This is a genomic window from Candidatus Benthicola sp. (assembly GCF_058719085.1).
Window position 1 is genome coordinate 1 of record NZ_JBZQEK010000016.1, and the last position, 21,463, is coordinate 21,463.

The window sequence follows — 21,463 nt, forward strand, 5'->3', positions numbered from 1 at the left end:
CGCCAGACCCTTCGCCGCCTGTACCTCCGTGATCGCCGCCGTCAGCGTCGTCTTCCCGTGGTCCACGTGACCGATCGTTCCCACGTTCACGTGCGGCTTCGTCCGCTCGAACTTCTGCTTCGCCATCCTGCCGTTCTCCTGTTATGCGCGGCGGGCTGCCGTGCCGTTCAATCCTGCTCTGTTCTCTCTGGGTGTCGCCGTCGTGCCGGTATCCCCGGATGCCACCGATGGTGGGGGGAGGATTCGAACCTCCGTAGGCATTCGCCGGCAGATTTACAGTCTGCTCCGTTTGGCCGCTTCGGTACCCCACCCCAATCATACGGCCCTCGCGGGAGATCCCGATTCAAGGGCCGTTGGGAACGTCGTCTCTCCGGTTAGGCCTGCCTGGGGCGACCCCGGCGAACGCGTCACTGAGCTGACGGTGGGACTCGAACCCACAACCTCCGGATTACAAATCCGGTGCTCTACCGGTTGAGCTACGTCAGCGAAATCAGACCGCCAACATATGGGCGGATGAAGGATCCGTCAACCGAGCCGGACGGCCGACGGCGGGCGCGGCTCAGTCGGCCCGGGAGAGCCGCTTCCAGCGGGTTCCCGAGGGTCCGTCCTCCAGCGCGATCCCCCGTTCGAGGAGCTCGTCGCGAATCCCATCGGCGGCGGCGAAGTCGCGGGCCGCCCGGGCCTCCGCCCGAGCCTCGATCCGCTCCTCCACCCACGCCTCGAGCTCGGCCGATCCCTCCGTCTCCTCCCGCTGCCGAAGGGACAGAACCCCGAACACGGCGTCGAAGTCGTCGAGCGCCGCCCGAAGCGCCGCGAGTCCTTCGTGGGACAGGCCCTCCGACCGGTCCAGCGCGGCGTTCGCCTCCCGGACCATCGTGAAGGTCGCGCCGAGCGCGTCGCTGGCGTTCAGATCGTCGTCGAGCGCCGCCGTGAAGTCCTCCTTCCACCGGTCCGCGATGCCGATCGCGGTGCGCGTCGACGGGTCGCCGGAGGTGGCCGCGGGGTCCGGATCCGTCTCCGCCAGCCGCCGTTTCAGCTCGTACAGCCGGGCCACCGCGCGATCGGCGTCCTTCAGACCCTCGAGGGTGAAGTTCAACTGGGAGCGGTAATGGGCGCTGAGCAGGAGGTATCGGATGGCGGACGGACGGTAGCCCCGCTCCAGCAGGGACTCGAGCGTATAGAAATTGCCCAGCGACTTGGACATCTTCTCGCCCTCGGCCAGCAGGTGCTCCGCGTGCAGCCAGAAGCGCGCGAAGGGCTTTCCGGTGGCGCCCTCCGACTGGGCGATCTCGTTCACGTGGTGCGGAAAGACGTTGTCCACGCCTCCCGTGTGAATGTCGAGCGTCTCTCCGAGATACTCCATCGCCATGGCCGAGCACTCGAGGTGCCAGCCGGGCCGCCCCGGCCCCCACGGAGACTCCCACACGGCCACCTCACCCTCGTGGCCACGGTCGCCTCCCTTCCAGAGCACGAAGTCCCGCGGGTTCTCCTTCGAGTAGTTCTCGTCGCCCTCGACCCGTCCTCCGCCCCGCAGGCTCTCCGGATCGATGTTGGCCATGCGACCGTACCCGGGGAACCGGTCGATGGCGAAATAGACCGAGCCGTCCTTCTCGTACGTCAGGCCCCGTTCCTCGAGCCGGCGGATCAGCTCGATCATCTGGGGAACGTGCTCCGTGGCGCGCGGATTGTGCTCCACGGGCTGCAGGCCCAGCGTCTCCCAATCCTCGAAGAAGGCCTCGACCACCGGGGCCGTCACGTCCTCCAGCCCTACGCCCCGGTCGACCGCCGCCTGGATCGTCCGGTCATCGACGTCGGTCAGGTTCATCACCTGGGTGACGCGATATCCCCGCCACACGAGGTAGCGACGCAGCAGGTCCTCCCAGGTGAACGCCCGGAAGTTGCCGATGTGGGCGCGGTCGTAGACGGTCGGCCCGCAGGTGTACATCCGGACGTGCCCGGACTCGAGGGGCTCGAAGGCCTCAACGCGACGGGCGCGCGTGTCGAACAGGCGCAGCGTCATCGTCGCGAGCTCTCCGGCCGTGGCGTACCGGTGGTCTCGGCGGGCGGCGCGGCGGAATCGGCGGGCGCGATCACCGGCGCCACGGAGTCCGGCGGCGCCCCCTCCTCCCCGCTCTCGAGGGGCGTCGGGAACCGCTCCTTCCTCCACGCCTCGTATGCGCGCATCCGGTCCGGGTTCTCCTCGGCCCACTGGCCCGCGCACGCCCCCACCTGGGGGTCTCTCTGGCTGGCCAGCAGAGGTCGAATCAGTCCGTCCCGGCGAGCGAACACCAGCTCGTCGAGCGGACCGAAGGCTGGCCCGCCGTACAGCGTACGGGAGACGATCCAGCCGTCGATGAACGAGTCCACGACCCTCTCCTCGAGCGCCAGGATGGAATCGCACGGGACGTCCGGGTCGGCGCCGCGCACCACCCGCATACGCTGAACGGCATAGTTGTAGTAGGCCCGATCCGCCTCGCGCAGGTTGGCCGGAAGACTCAGGACGTCGATGGTCGAGTCACTCATCACGGTCACGGCGTTCCACGGGTAGGCGGCGCCGGGGTCGTTCTCCCGCACGGGCTGGCGGGGGGCCAGGTTGGGGCCCGGAGTGTAGTACAGGACGTTGGGGTCGGTCTCCAGGTCGTTCCACAGGGCGCGCGCCGTGTCCATCATGGTCCGAAGGGTCTGCGCATCGAAGCTCAGGGTATCCCCGTTCGACGCCTCGAGCGTGTATTGAGCGATCGCGGCCCGGGGCGCCGCGAGGAGGGCGACGGCGACGAGGAGGGCGACGGCGCGACGGCACCGGACGAACCGCGCCCCGGAAGCGCCGAGTCGGACCCGCCGGTCGACCGCCGATCTCACCGTATGTCGCATATCCGTCTTGCTCTTCTTCCGGGGTGTTCGCAGGGCCTCTCGCGGCGCGCCAAGCTATGCCGACCTGCCGAAGCGCGATACCCCGGAGCTACTCGACCGTCACGCTCTTCGCGAGGTTGCGGGGCTGGTCGACGTCGCACCCCCGGAGGACGGCGATGTGGTACGCGAGAAGCTGCAGCGGGATCACCGTGAGGAGCGGTTGCAGCATCTCGATCGTGGCCGGGACGCGGATGATGTGGTCCACCTTCTCGGCCAGGTCGTCGTTGCCGTCGGACACGATCGCCATCACCCTGCCCCCCCGCGCCTTCACCTCCTCGATGTTGCTGACCACCTTGTGGTACACCGAGTCGGAGGGAGCGATGAACACGACCGGCATGTTCCGGTCGATCAGCGCGATCGGGCCGTGCTTCATCTCGGCGGCCGGATACCCTTCGGCGTGGATGTAGCTGATCTCCTTCAGCTTGAGCGCGCCTTCGAGGGCGACCGGGAAGTTGTATCCGCGGCCCAGGTAGAGGAAGTTCGCGTGCTCGGCGTACGCCCGCGCCAGGCTCTCGACGGCGTCGGACTGCTCGAGCGCGAGCCGGGCGAGGTCCGGCAGCCCGTTCAGGGCCGCGACCATCTCGCGGCCCTCGAGCACCGACATCCCGCGCCTTCGGGCCAGGTAGAGGGCGAACAGGGCCAGCACGGTCAGCTGACCGGTGAACGCCTTGGTCGAGGCGACCCCGATCTCGGGCCCGGAGTGGATGTAGACGCCGCCGTCCGTCTCTCGGGCGATCGTCGAGCCGACCACGTTGACGATCCCCATGATCGGCGCGCCGCGCGACCGCGCCTCCCGCATGGCCGCAAGCGTGTCCGCGGTCTCGCCGGACTGGGAGATCGCGATCACCAGCGTGCCTTCGGTGAGGATCGGGCGCCGGTACCGGAACTCCGACGCGTACTCGACCTCCACCGGAATCCGCGCGTACTCCTCGATCATGTATTCGCCGACGAGCGCCGCGTGCCAGCTGGTGCCGCACGCCGTGATCACGATGCGTCGCACCCCGTCGAGCACGTCTTCGAGCGGAAGCAGGCCGCCCAGCTTTGCGGTCCCCTCCTCCTCCAGCAGCCGGCCGCGCATGGCGTCACGGATCGTGTCCGGCTGCTCGAAGATCTCCTTCAGCATGAAATGCTCGTAGCCGCCCCGCTCGATCTGGGCGAGGTCCCAGTCGACCCGGCTCGCCTCCCGGTCGACCCGCCGCGGATCGGCGCCGTGCCGGACGTCGGAGATGTCGAGGAGCGAGTAGCCGTCCGGATTGAGCACGGCGAGCTCGCCTTCGTCCAGATAGACGACCTTCCGGGTGTGACGCACGATGGCCGCCACGTCGGAGGCGGCGAACATCTCCCGCTCGCCGTTCTCGCCCACCCCGATCAGCAGAGGCGATCCCATGCGGGCCACCACGACCTTCCCGGGGTCGTCGGCGTGGACCACGGCGATCCCGTACGCGCCCTCGACGTGCGACAGCGCCTCCGCCACCGCTTCCTCGAGGTTGCCCTCGAACAGATGCTCGATCAGGTGACACAGCACCTCGGTGTCGGTCTCCGATCGAAACCGGCGACCGAGCTGCTCGAGCTTGGCGCGCAGGACCGCGTGGTTCTCGATGATCCCGTTGTGGACGAGGGCGATGCGCCCGTCCGTTCCGGTGTGCGGGTGCGCGTTGGCCGTGGTCGGAGCGCCGTGGGTCGCCCAGCGGGTGTGGCCGATCCCGGTGGACCCGGAGAGCGGCGCCTCCTCGAGGCGGCGCTCCAGCTCGAAGATCTTCCCCGCCGCCTTGCGAATCTCCAGCGCCCCGTCGTGGACGGTCGCGATTCCGGCCGAGTCGTAGCCCCGGTACTCGAGGCGGCGGAGCCCTTCCAGGATCAGCGGCTGTGCCGCGCGCGGACCGACGTAGCCTACGATTCCGCACATCGGTCAGGTCGCTCCCTCGATCAGGCTGCGCCCCGCCAGGTCGGCCAGATCGGCGGCCCGGTCGGCGTCCGGGGCTTCCGCGATGATCCGCAGGATGGGCTCCGTCCCGGACGGGCGGACGTGCAGCCACTCGCGGGCTCCCGGCCACTCTAGGTGCAACCCGTCCTCGGTATTTTCGATCGCGCCTCCGGGGACCGCCCGCCGCAGACGGCCGTACAGGGCGGTCAGGTCCTGGCCCGCTCTCTCGACCTTCCGCTTCACCACGTGGTAGCGCGTGCGCCCGTCCATGATCTCCTCGAGCGTGGAGTCCCGCTCGGCGAGCAGGCTCAGCACCAGCGCGGCGGCGATGGCCGCGTCGCGCGTCAGATTGAGATCGGGCAGCATCACTCCGCCGTTGCCCTCACCGCCCACCACGGCCCCGACCTCGCGCATCTTCGCCGCCACGCGCGCCTCCCCCACCGGCGATCGGTGGAACGGGACCTGCGCGCGCTCGGCGACATCCTGTATGGACCGGCTGGACGACAGATTCGTCACCACGGGTCCCCTGGTGCGCCCCAGCAGGTACTCGGCCGCGAGGGCGAGGGTCCAGTCTTCTCCCACCGGGGTCCCGGAACCGTCGACCAGAGCGAGGCGGTCGCCATCGGGGTCCACCGCCATTCCGATCTCGGCCCCCGTGGAGCGCACCCGGTCGCACAGCTCACCGAGGTTGGCCGGCACCGGCTCCGGATCCCGCGGAAACAGTCCATCGGTCTCGAGGCCGATCCCGGTCACCCGGCAACCCAGTCGATCGAGCAGCTCCGGAAGGACGGCTCCCCCGGCTCCGTGCACGCAGTCGAGGGCCACGACGGGCGCGCGCCGGCGCACCGCGTCCGGGTCCAGGATCGGCAACGCGAGGATGCGGGCGATGTGGCGCTCCGCCACGCCATCCAGCGTTCCGCCGCCGCCCAGCTCGCTCCAGTCCGCCAGCTGCGGGCCCTCCTCGAACCGCCGCTGCACCTCGCGCCCCGTTTCGGGGCTGACGAAGCCGCCGTCCGAGGTCGCCAGCTTCAGCCCGTTCCACTGAATCGGATTGTGCGACGCGGTGAGCACCAGGCCGCCGATCGCACGCGCGTCGTCGCGGACGGCCAGGAGAAGGGTCGGCGTCGGAGCGATCCCGGCGTCCCTCACCGACACGCCGGCGGCCCGGAGTCCCGCCGCAGCGGCTCCGGTGAGGAGCTCCCCCGAAGTCCGCGAGTCGCGCCCGACGATGACGTAGGCGTTCCGATCTCCGGACGGAGAGCGTTCCCTCAATACCCGCCCGAAGGCGGCGCCGTAACGCGCCGCGACCTCCGGCGTCATGGTGGACCCCACGACCCCCCGGATTCCGGAAGCCGATACGATGAAGGGAGCCTGTTCTGTCAAGTCTTCTTCCGCCCGTGACAAGGATGTGCACCGCTAGTCGGCACGTTCCCGCAGGTGGGTCTGCAAAGGGTGGGCCGCAGGGCGAAAAGCTTACCGCTCCGGCGGATGGGCGTCAACGAAGTCGGCGGGTGCGCCGCCACGGCGACGATCGACCCACGCCGACCTCCGGCCTCGGGGATGCGACCGGCCTGGCGGGCTTCCGGACAGGGGGTGGTCGGCCAGCCGGTGAATCCGGCGCATCACGGCGCGCACCTCGGAGCCCGAGACGGTCGCGGCGGCGTATCCGCGGCCCCAGCGCAACGTGTGACCGGACGACTGAAGTGCGGCCTCGGAGCCCCCCTTCAGCCGGGAGGCCAGTGTTCCTGGCGCATGACCGGGTTTCATCCGCAGCAGGAGGTGCAGGCGGTCCGAAAAGGCCCGCACGCACACCGGCTCGGCGTCCAGGCGTCGACACAGCGTGATCACGTGGCGCTCCACGACCGCCGCGACGTCGGGCGAAATGAGGGGGATGCGGCCCAGGGTGGGCCACACGAAGTGGCAGTAGAGACGATGCGCGGCCCGGCCCGGTACGACGTCGATCGAATCCATGAGAGGAGGGATACGGTCTGCCGCTCATCTCCCGCTCAACCGGTTCGACGGCCGCGACGGCGCCCCGTATGTTGGGGCGTTCCTGATCCCAGAAACCCACGGAGGCCGTTGCATGGAGTCAGAAGAACGCGGGTTCGGCACGCGGGCGGTGCACGCGGGCCAGGCGCCGGACCCGGTGACGGGAGCGATCATGACGCCCCTGTTTCTCACCTCCACGTACGTGCAGGACGGTGTGGCCCGGCCCCGGGGCGGGCACGAGTACGCCCGGGTCACCAATCCGACCCGGACCGCGCTCGAGGGGAACCTGGCGGCGCTCGAGGGAGGGTCGCACGGAATGGCCTTCGCGTCCGGCCTCGCCGCGATCGAGGCGATCCTGAAGGCGAATCTGGCGGCGGGCGACCGGGTCGTATGCGGTGACAACCTGTACGGGGGAAGTGAGCGGCTGTTCCGGTTCTGGGAGCGCTACGGAGTCCGGTTCGATTACGTCAACACCTCGGATCCGGAGGCGCTCGAAGCGGCCATCGGGCCGGACACCCGCCTGGTCTTCCTGGAGACGCCCACGAACCCGCTCATGCGGATCACCGACCTGGCGCTCGGGGCGGAGCTGGCCCGGTCGGCGGGCGCCCTGCTCGTGGTGGACAACACCTTCGCCACCCCGTACCTGCAACGCCCCCTGGAGCTCGGAGCCGACGTCGTGGTGCACTCGACGACGAAGTACCTCAACGGGCACAGCGACGTGATCGGCGGCGCCGTCGTGGTGCGCTCGGACGAGCAGGCCGAGCGTCTGCGGTACCAGCAGATGGCCACCGGCGCCGTGCCGGGCCCGCTCGATTGCTGGCTGGTGCTCCGGGCGACCAAGACGCTGCACCTCCGGATGGAGGCGCACTGCGCGAACGCGCGGGCGGTCGCCGACCACCTCGATGCCCACCCGGTCGTGGATCGGGTGCTCTATCCCGGCCTGGTGTCGCACCCGCAGCACGAGCTGGCCCGCCGCCAGATGCGCGATTTCGGGGGTATGATCACCCTCGACATGGGCACGGCCGAGCGGGCCGAGGCGCTGGCCTCGGGCACCCGGGTCTTCTCGCTGGCGGAGAGCCTCGGCGGCGTCGAGAGCCTCATCTCGGTCCCGGCGCGCATGACGCACGCCTCGGTGCCGGAGGAGCGCCGACGGGCCATGGGACTCACCGACGGCCTCGTGCGACTCTCGGTCGGGGTCGAGGACGTCGAGGATCTCGTCGCCGATCTCGACCGGGCGCTGGCCGGCGTGAAACCGCGGGGCGGCGCCCCGCGTACCGATTGAAGCGAAACGAACCCCTCCCGACGCACGGAGCGACGATATGGATGAGAACGGCATGGACCAGAACGGCGGCAGACAGGACGTGACGTCCGGCGGAGGCGGATTCCAGCGCCGCATCCTCACGGAGATCAGCTCCCGGGCCTGGGAGCACCCGGCCGACCGGGCGGCGCTCAACGCGCTCCGCAAGGTGCCCGGCTTCGATCTCGCCCTCCGCAAGATCTTCGGGATGTTCGGGGAGAGGGCCATTCGTCTGGCCTTCAAGGCCAACGCGGTCCGCGTCTCGGAGAAGCAGTATCCGTGGATCCACGAGCGCACCCTGCGGGTGTGCGAGGTGCTCGACCTGGAGACGGTGCCGGAGGTCTACGTCTCGCAGACCCCGGTGGTCAACGCCGGCGCGGTGGGGATGAGCGAGCCGTTCATCGTCCTGAACTCGTCGATGCTCGAGGTGCTCGATCACGACGAGGTCGAGGCGGTGCTGGCCCACGAGGTCGGACACATCCTGAGCGGGCACGTGCTCTATCGCACGCTTCTCCTGCTCATCATGCGTCTCGCCGTGTTCCGGTACCCGATCGCCGGGCTGGCCCTCCTGCCGATTCTGTGGGCCCTGCTCGAGTGGTACCGCAAGTCGGAGCTGTCCTGTGACCGGGCGGCGCTGCTCGGCGTGCAGGACGAGCAGGTCGTGATGAGCAGCCTGATGAAGCTGGCGGGGGGCACCCGGGGCGAGACCCTGGACCTCGACGAGTTCATCGCCCAGTCGGAGGAGTACCGCGAGGGCGGAGACCTGCTCGACTCCGTGTACAAGGTCCTCAACGCGATCGGGGCCACGCACCCCTTCTCGGTGGTGCGGGTGGCGGAGCTCCGGGACTGGATCGACAGCGGGGCCTACGAGCAGATCCTGCGGGGCGAATACGCGCGGCGCTCGGAAGAGGATACGCGTTCGTACCGCGAGGACCTCGCCGAGGCGATGCAGGGCTACACCGACGCGGCGCACGAGATCTTCGACGAGATCGACGCCACGGTGGACCGGCTCAAGACGCGGTTCACCGATGCCTGGCGCGGCGGCAAGAAGAGCTGACCGGGGCGGTCGCCTCCCCGGGGTGGCCGACCGCCCCGGGTGGCGGCCCGCCGCACCCGGTGACATCCTGTCCGCATGAACATCCTGATCGTCGGAAGCGGGGGCCGGGAACACGCCATCGCCGTGAAGCTGCGGCGGGACGATCCCGGTGCCTCGATCTACGTGGCGCCCGGTAACCCCGGCACCGAAGGGCCGGCCACCAACGTCCCCATTCCCGCCTCGGATCTCACCGGACTGGCCGCGTTCGCGGCCGAGCGGTCCGTCGACCTGACGGTGGTGGGACCGGAGCAGCCGCTCGCCGACGGCATCGCGGAAGTGTTCGAGGCGGAAGGTCTCCCGCTGTTCGGGCCCTCGGCCGCGGCGGCTCGCATCGAGTCCTCCAAGGCCTTCTCGAAGCAGCTCATGCGCGACTGCAGCGTGCCCACGGCCGGGTTCGAGATCTTCACGGACTTCGACGGCGCAGCGCGATTCGTCTCCGGGCTCGAGCCGCCGATCGTCGTGAAGGCCTCGGGGCTGGCGGCCGGCAAGGGAGCCATCGTGGCCCCGTCGCGCGAGCTCGCGCTCTCGGCGCTTCGCGAGATGCTGCTCGAAGACCGGTTCGGCGAAGCGGGCCGCGAGGTGGTGATCGAGGAGTTCATGCCGGGCGAGGAGCTGTCCGTCTTCTTCCTTTGCGACGGCGAGAACGCGCTCCCGCTGGTGACCTCGCGCGACCACAAGCGCCGGTACGAGGGAGACCGCGGGCCGAACACCGGAGGGATGGGGGCGTACGCGCCGGTGGCCGATGGGACGCCGGAGCTGGTGGAGCGGGTCCGGGCCGAGGTGGCCGTCCCCATTCTCGAGGGGCTGGCGGAGAGAGGCTGTCCGTACCGCGGGTTCCTGTACGCCGGTCTGATGCTCACGCCGGATGGCCCCAAGGTGGTCGAGTTCAACTGCCGGCTCGGCGACCCCGAGGCGCAGGTCGTGCTGCCGCTGACGGGTGCCTCGCTGATCGAGCCGATGGCGGCGATCGCGAGAGGCGAGAGCGCCGAGGGCTGGTCCGCGGACCGGGTCCCCGGGGCCGCCCTGGTCACGGTCGTGGTGAGCGACGGGTATCCGGGGCCGTACCCGAAGGGGGTGCCGATGGAGCTCCCGGAGGATCTCGATTCGAGCGAGGTCCGGGTGTATCACGCGGGCACCGCGCTGCGGGACGGGCAACTGGTCACGGCCGGCGGACGGGTCGTGGGGGTCACCGGCCTCGGCGCGGACCTCGCGGAAGCCGCGGCTCGAAGTCGGGAGGCGGCGGCCCGCATTCGCTTCGAGGGCGCGGCCTGGCGTTCCGACATCGGCCACTCGGAGATCTCTCTCTCCGGTTCCTGACGGACGCGCGAATGCCGGAACTTCCGGAAGTCGAGACGATCCGCCGCGACCTGGAGCCGGAGATCACCGGCCGCACCGTGACCGATGTCCGGCTCGTCCACGCGGACATCGTGCTGCCCCCCTCCGACGCCGACTCCCTGCCGGGACAGGTCGTCGGACGGCGCATCGAAGCGGTCGGCCGTCGCGGCAAGTACCTCCTGTTTCACCTGGACGGGGCCGCCGTCCTCCAGGTCCAGCTCCGCATGAGCGGCCGCTTCGTCCTGTCGGTGGATCCACCCGACCCGACCGAGTTCCGGCACGTCGCGGCCCACCTGGCCCTCGACGATGGCCGGACGCTGTTCTACGACGACATGCGCAGGCTCGGCGGCTTCCGCTTCCTGAGCGGCGAACGCTGGAAGGAGGAAGCGGCTCGCCTCGGCCCTGAGCCGCTCGACCGGAGCTTCCGCGCCGCCCACCTCGGGGAGGCGCTGGCGGATACGCGGGCACCGGTGAAGAACGCCCTGCTGGACCAGCGTCGCCTCGCCGGCGTGGGGAACATCTACGCGTCCGAGGCGCTCTTCCGTGCCGCGGTCGATCCGCGCCGGCCCGGCCGGGGCCTGGATGTCTCGGAAGTTCGGAGACTGCACCGCGCGGTGCGGGCGGTCCTCCGGGAAGCCATCGACGACGCCGGGACGACGTTCAGCCTCTACCGGGCGGTGAACGGACGGTCCGGCACGTTCCAGACCCGGCTGCGGGTGTACGGCCGCGAAGGGGAGCCCTGCCGCCGCTGCGGCCATGCGATCGAGCGGATCGTGCAGGCCGGGCGCAGCACGTACTACTGCCCTCGCTGCCAGGCCTGACCGGGAAGACCGTCAGTCCGATCCGGACCCGGCATCCAGCGTCACGTACCGCACGGCCACCCGGCCGCCGGAGATCTCCAGGATCGCCACGCTCGGCCGATGACCCTTCTGCGCACGACCCGCGGCCCCGGGATTCACCAGGAGGACGTCGCCGACCTCGAGGGAGCGCGGGACGTGCGTGTGTCCGTGGACGATGACCCGGGCGTCCGGGAAGCGCCGGACGAGGCGCTCGTAGTCGGGGTGCACCTGGTGGCCGTGGATCACCGCCAAGCGGACCCCGGCCACCACGATCGATGCCTGCTCGGGGGCCACGGATCGGACCCCGGGCCCGTCCACGTTCCCGGCCACCGCGGTGAGAGGAGCGATGGCCTCGAGGTCCCGGAGGTGCTCAGGGTCCTCCACGTCTCCCGCGTGGACCACCCGGTCCACCCCATCGAGCGCCCGGAACAGCTCCGGCCGCAGCCAGCCGTGGGTGTCGCTGACGAGGCCCACCCGCGCGTCAGGCACCCGCTTCCTCTTCGCCGGTCCAGCGGTACCCGATCGCGTGCTCCACCTCCATGTGATCGAGGACCCGGGCGACCACGAAGTCCACGAGATCGTCCACCCCGGCGGGCTCGTGGTAGAACCCCGGCGAGGCCGGCAGGATCACGCCCCCGAGACGGGCCAGGGCCAGCAGGTTCTCCAGGTGAATCGCCGAGAGCGGCGTCTCGCGCACCACGGCGATCAGCTTCCGGCGCTCCTTGAGGGTCACGTCGGCCGCCCGCTCCACCAGGCTGCGGGAGTTGCCGTGAGCGATCGCCGAGAGCGTGCCCATCGAGCAGGGACACAGCACGAGCCCGGCGTACCGGGCCGATCCCGAGGCCGGTCTCGCCCCCCGATCGCCGTTGTCGTAGAAGCGGAGCTCACCCGGCCCTCCGATGCGCTCCAGGAGCTCCGCCTGGTCCCGGACCCCCGTTTCGTGGGCGAAGAGTCGCCAGCCGTGATCCGACACGATCACGTCCGCGGGCACACCCAGCTCCACGAGGGCACGGAGCAGACGCACGCCGTAGGGCGCCCCCGACGCTCCGGTGACCCCCACGATCCAGCGCTTTCCGCTCATGCTCCCGGCCTCCGTGTCCTCGGTGTCCAGTGGCTCCGGCGTCAGGCTTCCGCCGATTCGCGGCGCCGCGGCCGCGGCGCCGCCGGCGTTCTACGGCCTACAGTATACGGTCGAGCAGTACCAGAAGGGCGAATGCGGACGCGATCCACACGTTGATGGTGAAGAAGGCGTGGTGAATCGACTCGGGGGCTCCGGGATCCACCAGGCCGTGCTCCACTCCCAGAAGGGCGGTGGTGACGAGGAGCGCCGCCATGTATCCCGCCCCGAGCTCGGGAAGCAGGATCGGGACGGCCAGCAGGCACACGACGGTACCGGCGTGGAACGCCGCCGCCGACCAGCGGGCCCAGCGGACCCCGTACCGGGCCGGGATGGAATGGAGGCCGAGCCGGCGGTCGGTCTCCACGTCCTGCAGCGAGTAGAGGATGTCGAAACCGCCGATCCACAGCCCCACCGCGAGGGTGAGAATCGGCAGCAGCAGCCACGGATCGCTCCACTCTCCGGCGATGGCCAGGTATCCGGCCGCTGGCGCTATGCCGTCGGCCAGCCCGAGGATGAGGTGCGTCGCGGAGGTGAAGCGCTTCGCGTAGCTGTATCCCAGCACCGCGGCGAGGGCCACCGGGGAGAGGGCGAGGCACAGAGGGTTCAGCATGCCGGCCGCCGCGATGAACACGAGCGAGGCCACGACCACGGAGACCTTCGCCTCCCGGACGGAGATGGCCCCGCTCGGGATCTCCCGGCCCGCGGTGCGCGGGTTGCGGGCGTCGAACTCCCGGTCGACGACCCGGTTGAACGCCATGGCCGCGAACCGGGCCGCCGTGAACGCCACCACGATCCACACGATGTGCCCGGGGGTGACGGGGTAGCGGTAGGAAGCGAGGATCGCCCCGACGAGGGCGAACGGAAGCGCGAACCCGGTGTGCTCGAGCTTGACGAAGCGGGCGTAGCGGAGGGCCCGCGACGGGGCTGCGCTCAAGGAAGCTCGATCCCCAGGTCGGGCCACAGGGCGTCCACCGCGGCGCGCACGGCCGGGTCCATCTCGATCACCTCGGGCCAGTTCCGGTCGAACCCTTCTTCCGGCCACTTCCTCGTCCCGTCGATGCCCATCTTGGACCCGAAGGTGAACGATCGGGAGGCGTGATCCAGCACGTCGATCGGCCCGCGAGTGAACATCACGTCGCGCTCCGGATCGATGTTGTTGAGCGCCACCCACCACGCCTCCGGCACGTTCCGGACGTCCACCCAGTCGTCGACCACCACGATGACCTTGGCCAGCGACATCAGGCCCTGCCCCCACAGCCCCTGCATCACCTTGTACGCCTGGCCCGGATAGTCCTTGCGGATCGACACGAAGACGAGGTTGTGGAAGATGCCCTCCGGCGGCATGTGGTAGTCCACCACCTCGGGCGACGTCATCTGCAGCAGGGGCAGGAAGATCCGCTCGGTGGCATACCCGAGCCAGAAGTCCTCCATCGGAGGCCGGCCGACGATGGTGGCCGGATACACCGGCTTCTCCCGCATGGTGATCGCTTCGACGTGGACGGCCGGGTAGAGGTCGGCCTCCGAGTAGAACCCGGTGTGATCGCCGAACGGGCCCTCGGTGACCAGGTCCTCCGACGGATCGATCCACCCCTCGATCACGATGTCGGCGTCCGCCGGCACCTCGAGGTCGCTGGTGACCGCTTCGGCCAGCGAAACCGGCGTCCGGCGGAGGAATCCCGCGAACAGGTACTCGTCGATGTTCGGCGGCAGGGGCGCGCTGCCGGAGTAGACGCACGCCGGGTCCCCGCCGAGGGCGATGCACACCGGCATGCGCTCGCCTCGCTCGGCCATCTCCCGCCAGTGCGCCGCCCCGCTCTTGTGGCGCTGCCAGTGCATGGCGAGACGGTCGCGTCCGAGGACCTGGATGCGATACATGCCCACGTTCCGCCGCCCGGTGTCGGGGTCCCGGGAGATCACCTGCGGCAGCGTGATGTACCGGCCCCCGTCCTCCGGCCAGCAGAGCAGGTGCGGCAGGCTCTCGAGGTTCACCTCGTCGCCCCGGAGCACCGTGTGCTGGCAGGGCGGTCTCCCCCGGGCGCGCTTCGGCGGAAAGCGGGCGAATTCGGCCAGATGCGGGATGAGGAGGAGCTTCTCCTTGAGGCCGCCGGGCGGCTTCATCTCCAGCAGGTCGCGTATGCGGTCGGAGACGTCCTCGAGCCGCTCCACGCCGAGCGCCATCGCCATGCGACGTTCGCTGCCGAACATGTTGATCATGAGCGGGACGCGCGATTCCGATCCGTCCGGCAGGACGGGCCTCTCGAACCACAGGGCCGGGCCGCCTCCCGGGCTCTTCATGCACCGGTCGGCGATCTCCGTGATCTCCAGCTCGACGCGGACGGGCCGCGTGATACGGACGAGCTCTCCGGCTCGCTCGAGGGCGGATGCGAACTCGCTCAGGTCTTCGAAGGGCATGCGTCGTCCCGGAAAACGGTTGGTGGCCGGCAGCGCCAGCCGTTGTCCGGTCGGACCGCCGGACTCTAGCTTGCGCCCACGTTATGGCGGGCCAAACGGATCAGCAACGCAGGGGCGGCCCATAGACGGAGAAGTCGGTTGAGCTACGGAGAGCGCAGCGACCAGGAGCTGGTCCGCCTGTGCCTCAAGAGCGACGAGCGCGCCGCCCGCGAGCTCGTGGAGAGGTTCGAGCGCCCCGTGTTCTCGCTCGTGTACCGGATGGTGCGGGACCGCGAGCTGGCGGAGGACCTCACGCAGGAGGTCTTCGTACGCACCTTCAACAACCTCGGCCGCTACGACCGCTCGTACAAGTTCTCGTCCTGGCTGTTCAAGATCGCGTACAACCTCACCGTCGACCATCTGCGGAAGAAGCGGGTGAAGACGATCTCCATGCACGGCTCGCCGGACGCGGTGACCCCGGATCGCCAGGAAGCCACGTCGCTGACCCTCGAGTCCGAGGAGGAGAGCCCCGAGGACGTCGTGGAGGCGCGCGAGCTGGCCGGGACGCTCGAAGAGGCGATCGCCCGCCTCCGGCCCGACTACCGCACCGCGATCCTTCTCCGGCACGTCGAGGACCGTCCATACGAGGAGATCGCCGAGATCATGGACGTGCCGCTCGGCACGGTGAAGACGTACATCTTCCGTGCCCGACGGGAGTTGCGGGAGATGCTCGAGGACGTGCACGGCGGAGCGGCGCCGGACTGACCCGAGGGTGAAACTCCCGCGCGCCGGACCGCGTAGAGCGAGGGGAACGAAGGAGTGAACCGTAGAATGAACGCAGAAAACCGCGAAATCCGAAAGCACCTGCGAGCCGAGGAGCTGGAGTCTCTGGCCATCACGAGCCAGCGACGTCTTCCGGCCCGGGCTTCCGCGCACGCCTCCGAGTGCGCGCGGTGCCGCCGAGAGGTGGAGGAGCTGAGGGCCCTGCACGAGACGCTTCAGGCGCTCGCCGTGCTGGCGCCCGCCATCGGCTTCTCCGACCGGGTGATGCGGCGGGTGCGGCTGCCGGTGCCGTGGAGGGTGCGGGCGAGGCAGGCCATCCGGACACACCGGTTGGCCACGGCGGGCGCCCTGGCGGGGGTCACGGCGGCGGTCGTCGCGGGCCTGGCGTGGATCGCGAGCTATCCGGAGCTGACTCCGGTGACGGTCGCGGCCTTTCTCGTCCAGCGTGCCACAGAGGTCCTGTGGAGCGGCGTCATGATGGCGGGCCGCTTCGTGTACGGTTCGGGAGTCCTCGAGGCGGCCGCCGGTGCGTTCGGGCAGCTGACGCTCGGCACGGCCTTCGCCGTGGTGGCGACCCTCACGGTCGTCGGCCTCGGCGCTCTGCGGATCTTTCTGTCCCTCATGACCATGTCCCCCTCCGCTCGCCCGAACGGCGGCTGAAGCGCGGGACCGGAGAAGAGAATCACGTGCGAATCAGGAGCTCGAGAACGATGCGACGTGGGTGGATGACAGTCCTGGCCGCAGCCCTTCTGTGGCCGGCCGGACCGGGGCTCGAGGCCCAGGAGACCGTGACCGGCAGCGAGGTATCGCTGACGGCGGGAGCGGCGACCCTGGAGCTGGAGCTGGCGGATGGAGGAACGCGCGTCGTCACGCTGCGCGACGGAGAACTGATCGTCGACGGCCAGGTCAGCGGCGCCTACGAGCCGGGCGGAAGCCTGGAACGCTCCTGGCGTTCGCTTCTGACCAGTCCCGCCCTGTTCGAGGACGCCGGCCTGACGACACGGCTGGCGGAATGGGAGCCGGCGTCCAGCGGCGATGCCGAATCGGCTTCGGCCTCCGAGCTGGAGGCCCTGTTCGACCGGCTGGCGGAGGGATCGAACCGGACGGCCGCAGCCGCCGCAGGGGAAGCCGGCGACGCGGTGCAGGAAGCGGCGTCGAACGCTCCGCAGGGCAGCCCGATGGCCATCGCCCCGGGCACCGTCTCATCGATCGCGGAGCTCACCCGGCGGGCGGAGCTGATGAGCCAGCAGCTCGAGATCCTCGGCGGCCAGGTCGGGAACCTCGAGGAAAACCTGGCGCTGCTGGTGCACGATGATTACACGATCGGCGCCGATCAGCGCGTGGCGGGCAACGTGGCGGTCCTCTCGGGCGAGCTCGACCTCGAGGGAACGGTCGACGGAGACGTGCTCCTGCTGGACGGCTCACTCGAGCTGGGCCCGTCGGCACGGATCGAGGGCGATGTCCTGCAGGTCGGAGGCGAGTTCCTCGATGCCGGAGGCACGGTGACCGGCGAGATCGTATCGCTGCTGGCCGGCGATCTGGAGGGACTCGTGCGAGGCGAGATCGCGACCGACCTCGCCGCGGAGGTCGACATTCCGGTGCACGTGAACGTGCGCTCCGGAGAGCGCGGCTTCTTCGGATCGATAGGGCACAACATCGGCCATGCCATCAGCGGCATCATGGCGTCGATCGTCTGGCTCCTGGCGCTGGCGTTCCTCGGGTTCATCGTGGTGTACTTCTTCCGCTCGCGGCTCGAGGTCGTCGCCGAGGTCGTGCGCACCGACACGGCCCGGTCGTTCGGCATCGGTCTGGCCGGCCAGCTTCTGGTGCTTCCGGCTCTCCTGGTGCTGGTGGTCGGCATCGTGACCTGGCTGGTGATCCCGGTGTTCGTCCTCGCCGTGGCGCTGGCGATCCCCGCGGGCTACCTGGCCGTCGCCCACGCGGTGGGCGAGGCGGCCGCGGACCAGCCCTTCAAGTGGATGGATCGCTTCAACCTGCGGCGGGCCACCTCGTACCACTACGTGTTCAACGGGTTGCTCTTCCTCCTCGCCCCTTTCGCCATCGGGTCGGCGCTGTACCTGCTCGGCGGCATGCTCGGGTTCGTCCGCGGCCTGATGTTCTTCGCGGCCGGACTCCTGACGTGGGCCGCCCTGACGACCGGGTTCGGCGCGATGCTGATCTCGAGAGCGGGCGGACGGCGGGCTCGCGGAGCGGCCGACTTCGACGATCTGTTCTCCACCTCCGGGTCGTTCGACAGCGAACCGGAAGGAGAGGCCAGTGCGTAGCGTGACGACCCGATCGGCGATCCTTCTGGCCGGGCTGTTGAGCTGGGCGGCCCCGCTCGCCGCCCAGGAGGCCGATTGGACGGAGGTCCGGGCGCGGCGTCAGGCGGACGGGGTCCGCGCGGTGACGGTGGACGTGGAGTACGTGGCCGGCGAGCTGAGGATCGCGCCGGCGGAATCCGGACTCCTGTACGATACGCGGCTCCGATACGACGCGGCGCGGCTGCGCCCGGAGCGCTCCTGGACGGTCGACGGGGACGTCGGGCGGCTCGAGATCGACTTCGAAGGTCTCGGCGAGGATGGAGACATGGACTTCGACCTCGACGAGGACGAGCACGGCTACCTGGAGCTCGGCCTCAGCTCGGAAGTCCCCACGGACCTGCGGCTCCGGGTCGGCGCGGCGCTCAGCGACGTGGACCTGGGCGGCATTCCGATCACCGGGCTCGTCTACGAGACGGGCGCCTCGGAGACCGAGCTGCGCGTGGGCTCTCCGAATCCGGCCGCCATGGAACGGCTGGAGCTCAAGGCCGGAGCGGCCCGGTTCGTCGCCTCGGGTCTCGGCAACGCGCGCTTCCAGGAGCTGGACTTCAAGGGCGGCGTGGGCGAGGTGGAGCTCGACTTCACCGGGGAGTGGTCGTCGAGCGCCACCGCGAGCCTCGAGATGGGACTCGGATCGCTCAAGCTCGTCGTGCCGGAGGCGCTCGGGGTTCGGCTCACCAAGAGAGGCTTTCTGGCCGACCTGGACGCTCCCGGCTTCGAGCGGGTGGATGGGGGCTGGCAGTCTCCCAACTGGGACACCGCCACGCACCGCCTCGAGATCCGACTCCGGGCCGCCCTTGGAAGCATCGAGGTCCGCCGGGCACCCTGACCCCCGGACCCGTCAGTCCCGGTGTGTGCGAATGCCCACCGAAGCGCCGCGGCCGGCCCCGAGCCGGACCGCGGCGCTTCCGTTTCGAACGCTGACCTCCAGCATTCCGCCCGAGCCGACGAGAGCCAGGAGCTCCCCCTCGCCGACGGCCGCGTAGTGAGACCGGAGGCCCGAGATCTCCTCACCTCCCAGCTCGACGAGGGCCGTCGGAGACACCCAGCTTCCCGGTACGTTCGTGATCAGGTTTCCGAACCGGTCCACGTGAAGGACGCGGCCGCGAATGGAAGGCCCCACGCGCTCCGGGACGGGGAGATCCAGCCGGACCAGCTCCGAAGCCTCGATGGCGTCTCCGAGTCGCCCCGGGTCCCCTCCCCCGGCCAGCCAGGCGGCCGCGGGGGCGAACAGGTCCCGGCCGTGGAACGTGACGCTCTCCGGCTCGAGACCCATGGACTCCGCATCCAGCGCGTACGCATCGCCCGACCCGGGCGGGACGCCGAAGCTGATCAGTCCGTTGTCCGGACCGACGAACCACCGACTCGCGTGCTCTACGGCCACGGCGCGCCGCTGCCCCCCGACACCCGGATCCACGACCACGAGGTGGACCGTTCCGGGTGGAAAGCGCTCCCAGATCCGGCCCAGCACCCACGCCGCGTGCTCCACGTCGCCCGGCTCCACCTCGTGCGTCACATCCACCGGGACGGCGTCCGGGGCCCGGCGAAGCAGCACCCCCTTCATCTCCCCGACGTACCCGTCCCGCGTCGCGAAGTCCGTGATCAGGGTCACGATCGCCATCCGGTTCCTCCGTGGTCCGAATCTCGTCCGACGTTCACACCTCGCGCTCCACCCAGTGCCGCCGCCTCCAGATCCACGCGGCCGCGATGCCCCGCCCCACCGCCGTGACACTGATCGTCCACCAGATCCCGGCCAGTCCGAGCGGCCGGCTGAGCACCGGGGCCAGCGGCAGGCGGAGCAGCGTCAGGACGCTGGACGGAATCCACGGGATGAGCGAGTAGCCGGCGCCCTCCATCGCCATCTCGAGCACGATCTCCAGGGCCATGAACAGCTGGGCCACGGCCACGATGCGGAGATAACTCGAGCCCGCGGCGATCACGGCGGGATCCGAAGTGAACACCCCCATCAACAGCCCGGGAACGAGCAGAAACGCCAGGCCCAGGAGCCCCGTGAGGGCGAGCGCGTACCCGGTCGCCACCCGCCCCGACTGCACGGCCCGCTCCTTCGATCCCGCCCCGAGATTCTGTCCCACCGCGGTCGCGGCCGCCAGCCCGAACCCGATGCACACCATGTAGCTGAGCGACTCCACCTTGTGCCCCACCCCGAGCGCCGCCAGGGCCGCGGTTCCGAACTCCGCCGTGAAGCGCGTGAGGACGATGTACACGAAGGAGAACAGCGCCCCTCCGGCGGCCACCGGCAGACCGATGGCGCCCATCCGGAGCACCGGACGCGGTCGCGGCGCCGCACGGACGATCAGCCCCCGCCGGACCAGCCATCGATAACCGACCAGGCAGCCGATCGAGCGGGTGAGCACGGTGGCGACCGCGGCTCCCTGGATCCCCATCTTCGGGAACGGACCGAGACCCAGAATGAGCAGCGGGTCGAGAATCGTGTTGAGGCCGAGCGAGACGGCGAGCAGGACGAGGGGCGTGCGGGTGTCGCCGGCGGATCGGAAGGCGGCATCCATGACGAAGTAGCTGAACACCACGGGCGCCCCGGCCAGATACACGGCCAGGTAGCCGGCGCCCTGCACCGTGACCTCCCCGGGCGTCGCCATCAGAGCGAACAGCGGCGAAAGGCACAGGAGCCCGGCGGCACCCAGAAGAACGGACAGGCCGAGACCGAGCCAGAAGGCCTGGTAGACCGAGGCCGCCGCGTCGCGCGGCCGGCCCTCTCCGAACCGCCGGCTGGCCACCGCGGTGAGGCCGACCGCCGGCAGCTCGGCCATGGAGAGCAGCACCCATACGGTGAAGCCGGCGGTGCTCACCCCGGCGAGGGCGGTCGGGCCCAGGCCCCGTCCCACCCAGAACGTGTCGACGACGTTGAACAGGCCCTGCAGGAGGGTGGCCCCGACGGCCGGTCCCGCCAGACGGAGAACCGCCCGCCGGACGGAGCCGGCCGTGGGATCGACCCGGGGCCCGGCGCTCAGGAGACCGGGGCGTCCCCGTCCGCGGGAGCTCCGACCCGGGACTCCACGACTTCCGCGATCTCCCGGAGCGCCCGACCCTCGGGTGAATCCGGACGCCCCACCACCGTGGGCACGCCCCGGTCACCCTCCTGGCGCACCGCGAGCCCGAGAGGCACGGCCCCGAGGAACGGCAGGCCGAGAGATCCGGCGAGGCCTTCGCCGCCTCCGGAACCGAACAGGTCGTGCGTGGAGCCGCAGTCGGGACACACGAAGCCGCGCATGTTCTCCACCACGCCCAGCACCGGCACGTCCACGCTCTCGAACATGCGGATGCCCTTCAGCACGCCCGCCACGGAGACGTCCTGCGGCGTCGTGACCATGACGGCCCCATCGACCTTGACCAGCTGGACGAGCGACAGCTGCGCATCCCCCGTGCCGGGCGGCAGATCGACCACCAGGTAGTCCAGCTCGCCCCACACGACCTGGTGC

General features: G+C 70.2%; 21 protein-coding genes and 2 tRNA genes. 8 read left to right on the forward strand and 15 right to left on the reverse strand.

Features of this window, described 5'->3' with window-relative positions:
• From AC36XV_RS01400 to AC36XV_RS01435, 8 genes are all read right to left on the reverse strand, one after another.
• On the reverse strand, positions 1–126 hold a 126-nt coding region (locus AC36XV_RS01400; RefSeq protein ID WP_492201911.1), incomplete at its 3' end, for a GTP-binding protein.
• Positions 127–228: 102 nt separating this feature from the next.
• Positions 229–311: transfer RNA gene (locus tag AC36XV_RS01405), tRNA-Tyr, on the reverse strand.
• 102 nt (positions 312–413) lie between these two features.
• A tRNA-Thr gene (locus AC36XV_RS01410) sits at positions 414–486 on the reverse strand.
• A 73-nt stretch (positions 487–559) separates the two neighbouring features.
• The gene (cysS, locus tag AC36XV_RS01415) at positions 560–2,020 is read right to left on the reverse strand and encodes a cysteine--tRNA ligase (protein ID WP_492201892.1); all 1,461 of its coding nucleotides are present in this window, start codon (positions 2,018–2,020) and stop codon (positions 560–562) included.
• On the reverse strand, positions 2,017–2,859 hold the full coding sequence (locus AC36XV_RS01420) for a hypothetical protein (RefSeq protein ID WP_492201893.1): 843 nt from the start codon (positions 2,857–2,859) through the stop codon (positions 2,017–2,019). Before AC36XV_RS01420 ends, cysS begins: the two co-directional genes overlap by 4 nt.
• Positions 2,860–2,959: 100 nt before the next feature.
• Positions 2,960–4,816: a glutamine--fructose-6-phosphate transaminase (isomerizing) gene (glmS, locus tag AC36XV_RS01425; protein WP_492201894.1), complete on the reverse strand. Its 1,857-nt coding sequence runs from the start codon at positions 4,814–4,816 to the stop codon at positions 2,960–2,962.
• A gap of 3 nt (positions 4,817–4,819) precedes the next feature.
• A complete protein-coding gene (gene glmM, locus AC36XV_RS01430) occupies positions 4,820–6,217 on the reverse strand; it encodes a phosphoglucosamine mutase (protein WP_492201895.1) in 1,398 nt (465 codons plus the stop codon).
• Between the two features lie 90 nt (positions 6,218–6,307).
• Positions 6,308–6,805, reverse strand: coding sequence for a transposase (locus AC36XV_RS01435; RefSeq protein ID WP_492201896.1), 498 nt, complete (start codon positions 6,803–6,805; stop codon positions 6,308–6,310).
• A 112-nt stretch (positions 6,806–6,917) separates the two neighbouring features.
• Here AC36XV_RS01435 and AC36XV_RS01440 point away from each other — a divergent pair, with 112 nt between their 5' ends.
• From AC36XV_RS01440 to mutM, 4 genes are all read left to right on the forward strand, one after another.
• Entirely contained in the window at positions 6,918–8,105 is a 1,188-nt protein-coding gene (locus AC36XV_RS01440) for a cystathionine gamma-synthase (RefSeq protein WP_492201897.1), read from the forward strand.
• 37 nt (positions 8,106–8,142) lie between these two features.
• The gene (locus tag AC36XV_RS01445; protein ID WP_492201898.1) at positions 8,143–9,177 is read left to right on the forward strand and encodes a M48 family metallopeptidase; all 1,035 of its coding nucleotides are present in this window, start codon (positions 8,143–8,145) and stop codon (positions 9,175–9,177) included.
• Positions 9,178–9,252: 75 nt separating this feature from the next.
• Complete coding sequence (gene purD, locus AC36XV_RS01450) at positions 9,253–10,533, forward strand: phosphoribosylamine--glycine ligase (protein WP_492201899.1); 1,281 nt, start codon at positions 9,253–9,255, stop codon at positions 10,531–10,533.
• Positions 10,534–10,544: 11 nt separating this feature from the next.
• On the forward strand, positions 10,545–11,372 hold the full coding sequence (gene mutM / locus AC36XV_RS01455) for a bifunctional DNA-formamidopyrimidine glycosylase/DNA-(apurinic or apyrimidinic site) lyase (protein WP_492201900.1): 828 nt from the start codon (positions 10,545–10,547) through the stop codon (positions 11,370–11,372).
• 12 nt (positions 11,373–11,384) lie between these two features.
• Here mutM and AC36XV_RS01460 read toward each other — a convergent pair whose 3' ends face one another.
• The 4 genes from AC36XV_RS01460 to AC36XV_RS01475 all read right to left on the reverse strand — a co-directional run bounded on the left by AC36XV_RS01460 (position 11,385) and on the right by AC36XV_RS01475 (position 14,922).
• Positions 11,385–11,879 carry a metallophosphoesterase family protein gene (locus AC36XV_RS01460; protein WP_492201901.1) on the reverse strand — a complete coding sequence of 165 codons (495 nt, stop codon included), beginning with the start codon at positions 11,877–11,879 and terminating at the stop codon, positions 11,385–11,387.
• Positions 11,872–12,471 carry a UbiX family flavin prenyltransferase gene (locus AC36XV_RS01465; protein WP_492201902.1) on the reverse strand — a complete coding sequence of 200 codons (600 nt, stop codon included), beginning with the start codon at positions 12,469–12,471 and terminating at the stop codon, positions 11,872–11,874. Before AC36XV_RS01465 ends, AC36XV_RS01460 begins: the two co-directional genes overlap by 8 nt.
• Before the next feature lie 97 nt (positions 12,472–12,568).
• Positions 12,569–13,444 carry a UbiA-like polyprenyltransferase gene (locus AC36XV_RS01470; protein WP_492201903.1) on the reverse strand — a complete coding sequence of 292 codons (876 nt, stop codon included), beginning with the start codon at positions 13,442–13,444 and terminating at the stop codon, positions 12,569–12,571.
• Positions 13,441–14,922 (reverse strand): menaquinone biosynthesis decarboxylase, encoded by a 1,482-nt coding sequence (locus AC36XV_RS01475; protein WP_492201904.1) that lies wholly within the window; start codon positions 14,920–14,922, stop codon positions 13,441–13,443. Before AC36XV_RS01475 ends, AC36XV_RS01470 begins: the two co-directional genes overlap by 4 nt.
• Positions 14,923–15,060: 138 nt before the next feature.
• Here AC36XV_RS01475 and AC36XV_RS01480 point away from each other — a divergent pair, with 138 nt between their 5' ends.
• The 4 genes from AC36XV_RS01480 to AC36XV_RS01495 all read left to right on the forward strand — a co-directional run bounded on the left by AC36XV_RS01480 (position 15,061) and on the right by AC36XV_RS01495 (position 18,834).
• On the forward strand, positions 15,061–15,666 hold the full coding sequence (locus AC36XV_RS01480) for an RNA polymerase sigma factor (RefSeq protein WP_492201905.1): 606 nt from the start codon (positions 15,061–15,063) through the stop codon (positions 15,664–15,666).
• A gap of 66 nt (positions 15,667–15,732) precedes the next feature.
• A complete protein-coding gene (locus AC36XV_RS01485; RefSeq protein ID WP_492201906.1) occupies positions 15,733–16,344 on the forward strand; it encodes an anti-sigma factor in 612 nt (203 codons plus the stop codon).
• A gap of 65 nt (positions 16,345–16,409) precedes the next feature.
• A complete protein-coding gene (locus tag AC36XV_RS01490) occupies positions 16,410–17,969 on the forward strand; it encodes a bactofilin family protein (protein ID WP_492201907.1) in 1,560 nt (519 codons plus the stop codon).
• Positions 17,962–18,834, forward strand: a complete 873-nt coding sequence (locus tag AC36XV_RS01495) for a toast rack family protein (RefSeq protein ID WP_492201908.1) — start codon at positions 17,962–17,964, stop codon at positions 18,832–18,834. The genes AC36XV_RS01490 and AC36XV_RS01495 overlap by 8 nt, the downstream gene beginning before the upstream one ends.
• A 12-nt stretch (positions 18,835–18,846) precedes the next feature.
• On the opposite strand, the gene AC36XV_RS01500 is transcribed toward AC36XV_RS01495, so the two are convergent.
• The 3 genes from AC36XV_RS01500 to AC36XV_RS01510 form a co-directional block, all read right to left on the reverse strand.
• Positions 18,847–19,626, reverse strand: a complete 780-nt coding sequence (locus AC36XV_RS01500) for an SAM hydrolase/SAM-dependent halogenase family protein (RefSeq protein WP_492201909.1) — start codon at positions 19,624–19,626, stop codon at positions 18,847–18,849.
• 34 nt (positions 19,627–19,660) lie between these two features.
• Positions 19,661–20,995, reverse strand: a complete 1,335-nt coding sequence (locus AC36XV_RS01505; protein ID WP_492201912.1) for an MATE family efflux transporter — start codon at positions 20,993–20,995, stop codon at positions 19,661–19,663.
• On the reverse strand, positions 20,992–21,463 hold a 472-nt coding region (locus tag AC36XV_RS01510), incomplete at its 5' end, for a P-loop NTPase (protein ID WP_492201910.1). The genes AC36XV_RS01510 and AC36XV_RS01505, both read right to left, overlap by 4 nt.